Genomic DNA, 11,153 nt, shown 5'->3' on the forward strand with positions numbered 1-11,153 from the left:
GTAGGTGCATTCAAAGAATGCCGAGTACATCACTGATATCGAGACAAGAGCTGGTGCAATGAAGACCGGATAGGGTATGCCATCCACATCCTGGATCAGGGCGCCGACACCATATCCAAGGGCAAGAAGATAGAGCACCGGCTCAACAAACGGGGGAATAAAATTAACCCGGTACGTCTTGATAAATGCATCCAGGTTCCGCCGCCAGACCGCCAGCGACCCCCTAGAAATCCCGCTCAATCCACTGTATGCCATAGATCACTCCCTCAATGTCCTTCCGGTCAGCTTCAGGAAGACATCCTCAAGGGTTGCCCTCCTGACCGTGATCCGCTCCCTGCGGCATCTCTCCATCAGGATCCGGGCAACGATCTGCGGGTCATCTGCCTGCACCTGAATGATGTCGCCAAATACTTCAAACCTGACCCTCTCCTCCTTCAGGCAGGCGATGATCTCCGGGCTTGCTGCTGCCTCAACGATCTCATCACCGGCATATTTTTTTACGAGCTCAGCCGGGCTCCCTTCAACAAGGATCTTTCCTGTATCCATGATAACGAGCCGATCACAGAGCCGTTCAGCCTCGTCAAGGTAATGCGTGGTCATCAGAAGCGTACAGCCAAGCGATCGCAGATGACGGAGTTTCTCCCAGATGAGGTGGCGTGCCTGGGGATCAAGGCCGATTGTGGGCTCATCAAGGATCAAAAGTTCCGGCTCGTTCATCAATGCACGTGCAATGATCAGCCGCCGTTTCATCCCGCCAGAGAGTGTCTCTATCGGCGCGTCACGTTTCTCAGAAAGCTGCATGAATTCAAGGAGCTCTTCAGCCCTTTCTTCTGCCTCTGTTCGAGTTATCCCAAAATAACGAGCATAGATGGTGAGATTTTGAAATACAGTAAAATCCGGATCGGGATTATTCTCCTGTGGCACCACCCCAAGCCGCTGCTTGATTGTACGGGGATCTCTGTCGGTATCCATCCCAAATACCAATAGATCTCCCCGGGTTCGTTTTGATACGCAGTGGATCATCTTCATTACAGTCGTCTTCCCGGCACCGTTTGGCCCGAGAAAACCAAAGATCTCACCTTTCTGAACAGAAAAGCTGATGCCATCAACTGCTGCAAGGGTGCCAAAGTATTTTTCAAGATTATGTGCAGTGATGATCTCCATAGGCAATCGCTTTTCCATGAACTTCTTCTTGTTTGGGAATGATGATTCTGATCCTCTCATATGCCAGCACGATCAAACAATCTGGTAGATAGAGTTTGAAGGGTTACGAACCGGCACTTCAGGAGAGCATATGAGCTGGCAGGATATTGCTATTACGATCATCACATTCCTTCTTGCAGTCATGCTCCTCCCCCAGCTTCAGGATGTCCTGTACCGTGGGGCGGTGATGAACTTCTTTACTGCAAGCTTTACCAGCTTTCTTGCATATATCCTCTGTGTGGTCTTCGCATCTCTTGGCCTCTGGATATCGGTCATTGGCCAGACCACTGTTGCATCAATATGGTTCCTCCTTGCATATTTCTCAGTCAGAAATGTTCGGGATGACCAGTATCCGGATAAATCACTCTTCTTTGTTGCAAGAGATTTCCTTTCTGTATGGATGATGGGAACTGCCTTCTCCCTCTCCGTTTTCGCAAGAAAAATCTTTAGATAGGGTGAGGCTGCTCACCCTTTCCGGCCTCGTGCAAGCGAGATGACAAATCCGACAATGCAGAGCAATGCAAAGATTATAAATGCATATCTCTGGGTGATAATAAAGCCGGATGCCTGCTCGGCTCCAATCTCAACCGCACCGATGAAGATGGTGAAAAGAAAGAGGGTAATTCCCATTGAGAGTACCATGCCAAACTGCCTCATCGTCGCAATAGTGCCGGAGGCGATCCCATAATCTGTCTTTTGTACCGATCCCATCACCGCATTGGTATTTGGGGATGAGAAGAGGGCAAACCCAAATCCCAGGAAGAGGAGAGCCAGTATTATGATGGGAAGCGTTGTTTCTTCTGAGACTCCTGCGAGAATAAAGAGCCCGATGGCATTCAGCCCCATCCCGGCAGATGCGATATAACGGGGTTCTATCCGATCGGAGAGCCTCCCTGCCCACGGGGAGAAGAGCACCTGCATCAGGGGCTGGCTCACAAGAACAAGTCCGGCAGATTTTGGATCAAGACCTTTGATGATCTGGAGGTACAGGCTGAGAAGGTATCCGATTGCAAAGGTCGCACTATAGTTGATCAGGGCTGCAATATTTGAGAACGTAAAAACACGGTTGTTTTTGAATATCCGTATATCAAAGATCGGATTGTGTACCTTTGTTTCATGGGAAAGGAAGATGGGGAGGAGGAGGAAGAAGAGGATGAGCGCTACCACTCCCTCCTTGGATGTGATCGAGGTGATCCCAAATATCCCGCAGAAGACCACTGATGCATAGAGGAGGGCTCCCACCAGATCGAATGAAGGGACATCAGCAGCTGCCCAGTCCACTGTAATCCAGCGTGTCACAGCGAATATTATGAAGATACATAATGGCACAAGAATGAAGAAGAGACTCCTCCACCCGAGGTAATGGGTGAGCAGCCCGCCGATGACCGGACCTAGCGAGAGGCCGGCATAGACGCCGGTTACATTAATCCCAAGTGCCTTGCCGCGCTGCTCTTTTGGAAAGACTGATGAAACGATTGCAACGGATGTTCCAAAGATACATGCGCTCCCTATCCCCTGAAGGCCACGAAGCGCTATGAGTACCGGAAATGTCGGTGAAAAGGGAATGAGAAATGATGTGAGTCCGGTGATGATGATTCCTATGAGGAAGACTTTTTTTCTCCCGTATATATCACTCAGTTTTCCAACAGGTATGAGAAACATCGCCGAACACAATAAAAAGATAGTTGGAACCCATCCGAGCTGGATTGCATCAGCTGAAAATTCTGCTGCAATCTGGGGTAGGGCGAGATTGACCATTGAGCCGATGAACGGTGTCAGGAATGATCCAAGCGTCGATATAATCAGTATCAACCGAAGCCACGATCGATTATCGGATTGTTCCAACATAAATCGAATAGGTGTTTGAATTCGCACCCGATTAAGCCATGGGGTATCCTGCTCACCCACACCTTTTTATATTGTTCACGATAACAATACTATAATGCGTGGTGGATGTTTTTTCGCCGGTGAATGCTTTTATCTCCGGTAGCTTGGCATCTGTTCTTTTCGCAGACATTCTTCTGAAGGCTGACTCCCAAGCGGAGGCTTTCTTTGGTTTTTATCGCTTTTTTAGCTACGCCTGAAGACACCAATGTTTAATCTGGTGTCAGAAGGCAGTATGTGTGTTGTGGTTATACTATGCATGGAAAAGATATTCGCATGGAACGGATCATGGATCGAAAGTCGGGGAAGATGATCATCGTCCCGCTCGACCATGGGGTATCGCAGGGCCCGATAACGGGTTTGATTGATCTTTGTGGAACTGTTGACGCAGTCGCAGAAGGAGGGGCAACCGCAGTCCTTGGGCATGTCGGCCTCGCCCTTCACGGGCACCGTCGATCAGGAGAGGATATCGGGTTGATCCTGCACCTCTCCGCCAGCACCTCGCTTGGACCGGATCCCAATAACAAGGTGATCGTGAATACCGTCACCCAGGCACTGAAGATGGGGGCAGACGCCGTCTCGGTGCATGTAAATATCGGTGCGGATTCCGAGGCATCGATGCTTTCCGATCTCGGGAGGATCTCAATTGAATGTATGGAATGGGGGATGCCCCTCCTTGCAATGATGTACCCGAGGGGCAGGAAGATAACTGACGAAAACGGATGCGAATACGTGAAACTTGCCGCACGGGTGGCATCTGAGCTTGGGGCTGATATCGTCAAGACGGTCTACACGGGAGATCCGGATTCCTTCCGCGAGGTGACAGAGGGGTGCAGCGTGCCGGTGGTTGTTGCCGGTGGCTCCAAGATGAATGATCCCGAGATGCTTCAGGTGATAGAAGGGTCGATGCTTGGAGGAGCAGCCGGGATCTCAATCGGGAGGAATGTCTTCCAGCATAAAAATCCAAGAGCATTCCTGCATGCGGCACGGGCAGTGATGATGGAGAAGAGGACGGCTGAAGAGGCCCTTGAGATACTCAGGGGGAGTTGAAAATGATCGGAAAAGAGATACGTCTTGAGCGGATTATGGACAGAAATACCGGGCGGGCGGTTATTATCCCGATGGATCATGGGTTTACTCTCGGCCAGATAGAGGGGCTGCTTGATATGCAGACTGTCGTCAATGAGGTGAGTGCAGGAGGGGCAAATGCCATCATACTCCATAAGGGAATGGTAAAAGGAGGGCACAGGAGGCATGGCCGTGATATCGGCCTGATCGTCCACCTTTCTGCCAGCACCTCGATGAATCCCGATCCAAATGATAAGGTCCTGATCTGTACTGTTGAGGAGGCGATCACCCTTGGAGCCGACGGGGTATCTATCCATATTAATCTCGGGGCGCCACAGGAGTCAAAGATGATCGAGGCGGCAGGTGTTGTCTCACGGGAATGCAGCCGATGGGGGATTCCTCTCCTGATCATGATCTACCCCCGTGGAGAGGGAATCGATCCAAATGATCCACGTGCTGTTGCCCACTGTGTCAGGGTGGCAGAAGAGTTGGGTGCGGATCTGATAAAGACAAACTACCCGCAGGATGAGAAGGCATTCAGGCAGATCACCACTGCATGCTCGGTTCCCGTGCTCGTTGCCGGTGGTGAGAAGGGAGGCGATCTCGAGTCGCTGATGATGATCGATGATGCAATCACTGCCGGAGGTGCCGGGGTCTGCATGGGGAGAAACGCATTCCAGAGGAAGAACACCACCGAGTTTGTCCATACAATCTGCCGGGTAGTACATGGACGCGAAAAACCGGATAAAGCTCTTGGGAGGCTCTCATGAAGGAGTTCTGGGTTGATATCCGCCCATGGAACAAAGAGGCTGCACTTGCCGCAATCGAGGGAGGAGCAACAGCCCTTCTCCTCAACAGTAGTGAAGAGGCGAAATCTCTTGCAAGGATTCCCATCATTGCGCCCGATGGCGATCTCATCGAGGGAAGGGATTTTCACCGGATTGAGATCATCGACAAGGCAACCGAAGAGCAGGCGGCGGACTATGCCAGGGTTGGCTATGTTATTGTACGTACAACCGACTGGACCGTCATTCCCCTTGAAAACCTTGTTGCGGTATCCGATAGGAGCATTGCAGAAGTCTCTGATGCCCATGAGGCAGCACTGGCTCTGGGCATCCTTGAGAAGGGTGTTGGCGGGATTCTGCTCAACTCACAGGATTCTGAAGAGATCCGGTCCGTTGCCGCTCTGCTTGAAGTGGATGGCGGCACTCTGCCTCTTCTCCCCCTGACCATTACCCGGATCACGCCTGTGGGGATCGGTGACAGGGTCTGCATCGATACCTGCTCCCTCTTTGATGAAGGTGAAGGGATGCTTGTGGGGAATACATCATCTGCCCTGTTCCTTGTTGCCGCCGAGACCCTGGAGAACCCCTATGTCTCCCCCCGTCCATTCCGGGTGAATGCTGGTGCTGTGCATATGTACATCCTTTCCCCTGATGGCAAAACCCGTTACCTCTCCGAGATAGGCTCCGGAGATACAGGATGTGCCGTAACCGGGGAAGGACAGAGCCGTACGGTCTCTGTCGGGAGAGTAAAGATCGAGCGCCGCCCCCTTCTTCTCGTTGAAGCGGAGCATGAGGGGCGGGTTGCAAGTGCGGTCATCCAGAATGCCGAGACGGTCAGGCTTGTCGGGGAAGATGGTGTTCCGCGAAGCGTCGTTGAGCTGAAAGAGGGAGATCGGGTCCTTGGACACCTGATGACCGGAGGACGGCACTTTGGGGTTGCCATCGATGAGACCATCCTTGAGAGATGATGGCCGCACCATCGGGATCATTGGTGGAACAGGCCGGATGGGAACCCTCTTCAGGCAGATATTCAAAGATGCAGGCTGCTCCGTGGAGGTGATCGGCAGAGCTTTGGCTTCTGAGTACCGCGAGCTTGCCGGGCGATGCAGTGTGGTACTGGTTACCGTTCCCATTTCTGTGACCGAAGAGGTGATCAGATCAGTTGCACCTTTTCTTGAGAAGGATCAGCTGATTGCAGATCTCACCTCCATCAAGGAGAAGCCGGTTGCAGCAATGCTTGAATCTGATGCACAGGTGATCGGCCTTCATCCGCTCTTTGGCCCGAATATGGCAACGATAGAGAATCAAAAGCTGATCATGACACCTGCGAGGGCAGATCCGGAGACGCAACTCTGGCTACAGGGGATATTCGAAGCGGCAGGTATGCTGGTTCATCAATCGACACCAGGGGTACATGACAGGGCGGTAGCGGTGACACAGGGGATCATCCATCTTCAGAGCATTGCAATGGCGCAGATGCTCAGGAGCTTAAATTGTACACTCGAAGATCTCCTCCCATTTGCCACCCCGAATGCCCATGCCACCTTTGCCTTCATGGCACGGACACTCTCACAGGACAGCAGCCTGTATGGGGGCATCCTCCAGGGAAATCAGTCAGTTGAAGAGGCGATATCCGCCTATCTGAAGGCTGTTAGAGAGGTAGGGGAGATGATTCTTCAGCACGATCCTGAGGTATTCAGGGAGGAATTTGATAAGGACGCTGCACACTCCGCCTCATTTCAAAAAGAGGCAATTGCTCTTACCGATCGACTCCTTGATCAGGTGGTGAGCGAGTGGTAATAGCAGTCCTTGGACCTGCCGGGACATTCAGCCATGAGGTTGCTGTCCGGCTGAGCGGGGCTGAGCCGCTCCTCCTCCCTACGATATCTGCGGTCTTTGCACTCGCGGAGAAGGGAGAGGCTATTGGTATTGTTCCCATAGAGAATAGCGAGGCAGGAGGTGTCGGGCCGACCCTTGACGGGCTCTGCCGGTATGATGTGAAGATCACAGGAGAATGCTATCTCCCTATCCACCATACCCTTGCCTCATCTGTTTCGATCGATGATGTAACAGAAATTTATGCACATCCCCAGACACATGAGCAATGCAGCGAGGCATTTGATCGCCTTGGTCTGGCGGTGATCCATACAAGCAGTAATGCAGCCAGTGCTCTCAAGGCACTGGAGAACAGGCAGGGTGCTGCTGCCATCTCTGATGCGGCAGCAGAGTATTATGGCATCCCGATCATCCTCAGGGGACTTGAGAACAACGCCTCAAACACCACCCGGTTCATCAGGATTGAAAAGAGCGGATACTCAGGGGAAGGTATCATCAAATGCAGTATCCTGATAGACCCAGAGCAGGATGTTCCTGGTCTTCTTCATGCACTTCTGAGCCCCTTTGCCAAACGTAATATCAATCTCTCACGGATCGAATCACGCCCATCCGGACGGGGAATCGGCAGTTACCGGTTCTTCCTTGATTTCGAATCCGGGGAAGCAGCACAGGAGGCTCTAAATGAGCTGAAGAAAGCCGTTCCTGTCAGGGAATTTGGGTGTTACCCGAAGCTTGTGGTGCAGTTATGATCGTGAGACTTGAGAAGAGGACTACGCCGGTTGATCTGCGGGTGAGGGCTCCGCCATCCAAGAGCTATACGCACCGGGCACTCATCGCTGCCGCACTGGCAGAGGGCGATTCAATGATCATTGAACCATTGGTAGCAGAGGATACCCTCCTCACCCTCTCTGCCCTCAGGCAACTGGGTGTTGCCATTGAAGAGCGTGAGAATGGACTCCTGATCCATGGTACTGGGGGAGTCATCTCCCCGGGTGGAAGAGTTACCATTGATCTGAAGAATTCGGGGACAAGCATGCGGCTCCTCGCATCCGTTGCATTGCTTGCAAATCAGCCTGTCGTACTCACCGGGAGTGAGAGGATGTGTGAGCGGCCGATTGGTGATCTCGTCTCTGCATTGAATGCAATCGGGGGGCAGGTCAGGTATCTTGGCAGAACCGGCTATCCTCCGATCGAAGTATCGGGGCGGATTCTTGGTGGGAACGTTGAGATATCTCCTGAGATAAGCAGCCAGTTCGTCACCTCGCTATTAATGGCAGCACCCTATGCAGAGGAAGATCTCATCATATCGCTCAGGGGCAAATCCGTATCTGCCAGTTACCTCGATATTACCCTTGACCTTATGGCTTCATTTGGCATATCTGTCAACGTCGATGCAGTGAAAACGTTCCAGGTTGGATGCGGGAAGCCATTTGCAGGAAGAAGCTATGAGGTTGAAGGCGACTACTCGTCTGCGTCCTACTTCTTTGCGATCGCAGCGGTCTGCGGGGGGGAGGCTGCGGTAACAAACCTGAAACCCACATCTCCACAGGGAGATCGGCAGTTCCTCTCTCTCCTGAGGGAGATGGGATGCCCGGTCTCTTCTTGTGAGAACGGATACCGCCTTAACCGGGATGGACCGCTCACCGGGATCACCTGTGACATGTCCGGGATGCCAGACACTGTCCAGACACTAGCAGCAGTGGCACCGTTTGCCAGCGGCACGACGGTGATCCGGGGGATTTCACATCTCAGGCATAAGGAGAGTGACAGGATAGCGGCAATCGAACAGGTATTGTCTGGTTTTGGGGCCTATGTAGCTACAACCGGGGATTCCCTTTCAATTACTCCCGGGGAACTGCACGGGGGTATGATCGATCCGGCAAATGATCACCGGACCGCAATGAGCGGGGCAGTCCTTGGCCTTGGGATTGGAGATGTATCAATTCTGGATGCAGGATGTGTCGCTAAATCCTATCCGGAATTCTGGGATATCCTGAAAGGAGCAGGTCTATGGAACGGTATGTCTTAATCGGGCTTCGGGGATCCGGTAAATCTGCTATTGGCAGGAGGATGGCAGAAAAGCTCCAGATCCCCCTGTATGATACTGATGCCTTGATTGAGAAGAGGGCTGGGCAGAGCATCCCGGAGATCTTCTCTGATCTTGGAGAGGAGGTATTCCGGCAGATGGAGCGGGAGGCGATCGCCTCTCTTCCTGATGGACCTGCCGTCATTGCGACGGGCGGCGGGGCAGTGATGGACCCACACAATGCACAAACACTCCGTCGAAAAGCACACATCATCCTCCTGACAGCAGATGAAGAAATCCTTCACTCCCGGATACAGGGGAGCAGCCGTCCGGCACTCACCCATCTGTCGGATCTGGATGAGATCCGCCATCTTGCCGGGGTGAGAATGCCGGAATTTCGCGGTCTGGCCGATCTCTGCATTGACACCGGCTCGCTCAGGGTTGATGAAGCCGCAGCCAGGATCATTCATCTGAATGGGATGCGAAGACGGAATCCGGAACTCTTTGCTGAAACCCTGGCAGCAATCAACCAGGATACCCCGGATAATCTCATCAACTGCCCGCTTATCTTTGGGATCACAGGAAACCCTGTCTCCCATAGCCGGAGCCCTCACCTCTATAATGCACTCTTTACTGAATATGCCATACCCGGAAGGTACCTCTACCTCCCCGCGAAAACGGCAGAGGATGCAATCCGGATAATGCGTGGCCTTGGAGCGAAAGGGCTATCTGTCACGATTCCATTCAAAGAGATGATGATCTCCTGTATCGATGAGCCGGATGAGGATGCCCTGGCAATCGGAGCAGTAAATACTGTTTTATCCTGTGATGGGCGGCTCTATGGACACAATACTGACTGGATCGGAATCCGTGAGCCCATCCGCGATCTTCGCGGAGGGGATGCTCTTGTGGTGGGTGCAGGGGGAGCAGCGGCAGCCGCAGTCTATGCCCTTCAATCGCTTGAGATGGATGTTACCATCTCAAACAGAACAGAAAAGCGTGGTGAGGTGCTTGCAGAGCGTTTTGGATGCAGGAGTGCCCTGCTCTCCTCTTCGATAAACGCCGATCTAATCGTCAATGCGACCCCTGTCGGGATGAAGGAGCGTGACAACTCTCCGGTTCCATCCGAATTATTGAAACCGGATACAACCATCTTTGATCTTGTCTACACCCCCCCGATGACTTCTCTCCTCAGGGAGGCCGAAGCAGCGGGATGCCGGATCATACAGGGCACAGAGATGTTCATCCATCAGGCGCGGGCCCAGTTTACCATCCTCACCGGTATCGATCCCGGAATCGATCGGATCAGGGAGGTGCTCTCATGAATATCTTCGGCCGCCTCTTCTGCTGCACCACATTCGGCGAGAGCCATGGTCCCGGACTCGGGGTGGTGGTGGATGGCTGCCCCCCCGGCATACCGCTCACTGAAGATCTAATCCAGCCATACATGGATAGACGGCGTCCGGGTCGGGATCCGACCATGTCGCCTCGGGCAGAACCCGATCATGTGGAGATCCTCTCCGGAGTTTTTGAAGGCAGAACCACCGGGATGCCGATAGCGATACTGATCCCATCAGTTGCACAGAGAAGCGGTGATTACGACTCTCTCAGATCGGTATTCCGTCCGGGGCATGCGGATTACACGTACCATCTGAAGTACGGGCACCGCGATCACCGGGGTGGCGGGCGGAGCTCAGGGCGGGAGACGGCGGCACGTGTGGCTGCGGGTGCAGTTGCGTTCCAGTGCCTTTTCAATCAGGGGATCTCGATTAGATCCCGCATACTGGAGATTCATGGAAATTCCAATCCCGATCAGTTCGAAGAGGAGATCCTTGTGGCAAAGGAGCGCGGCGATTCAGTCGGCGGCATCATCGAGCTTTTTGCTGTGGGTTGCCCACCAGGGCTTGGGGATCCGGTCTTTGGAAAACTGGATGCTGCCATTGCCGGTGCGATGATGGGGATCGGCTCGATCAAGGGAGTTGAGATCGGGGAAGGGTTTGCTGCTGCACGGATGTCTGGGAGCGAGCACAATGATCCCATGCAAAAGAGCGGCTTTGCCACAAACCATGCAGGGGGTATCCTTGGTGGCATCAGCAATGGAGATCCGATCGTTATCCGGTGTGCTGTCAAGCCGACACCCTCGATCTCGCTTCCACAACAGACGATCAATTCGGAGGGTGAGGAGGTCGAGATATCAATAAGGGGGCGTCATGACCCCTGTATTGTGCCAAGGGTCCTTGTCGTTGCCGAATGCATGCTTGCACTCGTGCTTATAGATGCAGTTCTGATGCAGAAGAGGTTCACTGGCTTTTGAGCAGGAGCCTGATAATCTCTCTCATCTCCCTCATATG

At 53.0% G+C, this 11,153-nt stretch carries 11 protein-coding genes and 1 pseudogene; 9 read left to right on the forward strand and 3 right to left on the reverse strand.

Going from position 1 to position 11,153, the window contains the following annotated elements; translation table 11 throughout:
* Positions 1 to 255 (reverse strand): annotated as a pseudogene (locus QCH34_RS01550) (ABC transporter permease); the annotation flags it as partial.
* Between the two features lie 3 nt (positions 256 to 258).
* On the reverse strand, positions 259 to 1,224 hold the full coding sequence (locus QCH34_RS01555; RefSeq protein ID WP_300328958.1) for an ABC transporter ATP-binding protein: 966 nt from the start codon (positions 1,222 to 1,224) through the stop codon (positions 259 to 261).
* 70 nt (positions 1,225 to 1,294) lie between these two features.
* On the opposite strand from QCH34_RS01555, the gene QCH34_RS01560 reads away from it, so the two are divergent.
* Positions 1,295 to 1,657 carry a hypothetical protein gene (locus QCH34_RS01560; protein ID WP_300328961.1) on the forward strand — a complete coding sequence of 121 codons (363 nt, stop codon included), beginning with the start codon at positions 1,295 to 1,297 and terminating at the stop codon, positions 1,655 to 1,657.
* A gap of 11 nt (positions 1,658 to 1,668) precedes the next feature.
* Here QCH34_RS01560 and QCH34_RS01565 read toward each other — a convergent pair whose 3' ends face one another.
* Positions 1,669 to 3,015, reverse strand: a complete 1,347-nt coding sequence (locus tag QCH34_RS01565; protein WP_300328963.1) for an MFS transporter — start codon at positions 3,013 to 3,015, stop codon at positions 1,669 to 1,671.
* A 327-nt stretch (positions 3,016 to 3,342) separates the two neighbouring features.
* On the opposite strand from QCH34_RS01565, the gene QCH34_RS01570 reads away from it, so the two are divergent.
* The 8 genes from QCH34_RS01570 to QCH34_RS01605 are packed head-to-tail and all read left to right on the forward strand — an operon-like array spanning position 3,343 to position 11,116.
* A complete protein-coding gene (locus QCH34_RS01570; RefSeq protein WP_300328967.1) occupies positions 3,343 to 4,137 on the forward strand; it encodes a 2-amino-3,7-dideoxy-D-threo-hept-6-ulosonate synthase in 795 nt (264 codons plus the stop codon).
* A gap of 2 nt (positions 4,138 to 4,139) precedes the next feature.
* Positions 4,140 to 4,925 (forward strand): 2-amino-3,7-dideoxy-D-threo-hept-6-ulosonate synthase, encoded by a 786-nt coding sequence (locus tag QCH34_RS01575; RefSeq protein ID WP_300328970.1) that lies wholly within the window; start codon positions 4,140 to 4,142, stop codon positions 4,923 to 4,925.
* Positions 4,922 to 5,908: a 3-dehydroquinate synthase II gene (locus QCH34_RS01580; RefSeq protein WP_300328972.1), complete on the forward strand. Its 987-nt coding sequence runs from the start codon at positions 4,922 to 4,924 to the stop codon at positions 5,906 to 5,908. Before QCH34_RS01575 ends, QCH34_RS01580 begins: the two co-directional genes overlap by 4 nt.
* The gene (locus tag QCH34_RS01585; protein ID WP_300328976.1) at positions 5,898 to 6,740 is read left to right on the forward strand and encodes a prephenate dehydrogenase/arogenate dehydrogenase family protein; all 843 of its coding nucleotides are present in this window, start codon (positions 5,898 to 5,900) and stop codon (positions 6,738 to 6,740) included. The genes QCH34_RS01580 and QCH34_RS01585 overlap by 11 nt, the downstream gene beginning before the upstream one ends.
* On the forward strand, positions 6,734 to 7,525 hold the full coding sequence (locus tag QCH34_RS01590; protein WP_300328980.1) for a prephenate dehydratase domain-containing protein: 792 nt from the start codon (positions 6,734 to 6,736) through the stop codon (positions 7,523 to 7,525). The genes QCH34_RS01585 and QCH34_RS01590 overlap by 7 nt, the downstream gene beginning before the upstream one ends.
* The gene (gene aroA / locus QCH34_RS01595) at positions 7,522 to 8,805 is read left to right on the forward strand and encodes a 3-phosphoshikimate 1-carboxyvinyltransferase (protein ID WP_300328983.1); all 1,284 of its coding nucleotides are present in this window, start codon (positions 7,522 to 7,524) and stop codon (positions 8,803 to 8,805) included. The genes QCH34_RS01590 and aroA overlap by 4 nt, the downstream gene beginning before the upstream one ends.
* The gene (aroE, locus tag QCH34_RS01600; protein ID WP_300328986.1) at positions 8,787 to 10,127 is read left to right on the forward strand and encodes a shikimate dehydrogenase; all 1,341 of its coding nucleotides are present in this window, start codon (positions 8,787 to 8,789) and stop codon (positions 10,125 to 10,127) included. The genes aroA and aroE overlap by 19 nt, the downstream gene beginning before the upstream one ends.
* The gene (locus QCH34_RS01605) at positions 10,124 to 11,116 is read left to right on the forward strand and encodes a chorismate synthase (RefSeq protein WP_300328989.1); all 993 of its coding nucleotides are present in this window, start codon (positions 10,124 to 10,126) and stop codon (positions 11,114 to 11,116) included. Before aroE ends, QCH34_RS01605 begins: the two co-directional genes overlap by 4 nt.
* The last annotated feature ends 37 nt before the right edge of the window (positions 11,117 to 11,153 follow it).

Origin of the sequence: Methanocalculus sp. (assembly GCF_029762515.1) — an archaeon.
Lineage (GTDB): Archaea > Halobacteriota > Methanomicrobia > Methanomicrobiales > Methanocorpusculaceae > Methanocalculus.

Coding starts and splice junctions, on each gene's coding strand:
- QCH34_RS01570 (WP_300328967.1), top strand. CDS start 3,343: ATGCATGGAAAAGATATTCGCATGGAACGGATCATGGATCGAAAGTCG.
- QCH34_RS01580 (WP_300328972.1), top strand. CDS start 4,922: ATGAAGGAGTTCTGGGTTGATATCCGCCCATGGAACAAAGAGGCTGCA.
- QCH34_RS01575 (WP_300328970.1), top strand. CDS start 4,140: ATGATCGGAAAAGAGATACGTCTTGAGCGGATTATGGACAGAAATACC.
- aroA (WP_300328983.1), top strand. CDS start 7,522: ATGATCGTGAGACTTGAGAAGAGGACTACGCCGGTTGATCTGCGGGTG.
- QCH34_RS01560 (WP_300328961.1), top strand. CDS start 1,295: ATGAGCTGGCAGGATATTGCTATTACGATCATCACATTCCTTCTTGCA.
- QCH34_RS01605 (WP_300328989.1), top strand. CDS start 10,124: ATGAATATCTTCGGCCGCCTCTTCTGCTGCACCACATTCGGCGAGAGC.
- QCH34_RS01555 (WP_300328958.1), bottom strand. CDS start 1,224: ATGAGAGGATCAGAATCATCATTCCCAAACAAGAAGAAGTTCATGGAA.
- aroE (WP_300328986.1), top strand. CDS start 8,787: ATGGAACGGTATGTCTTAATCGGGCTTCGGGGATCCGGTAAATCTGCT.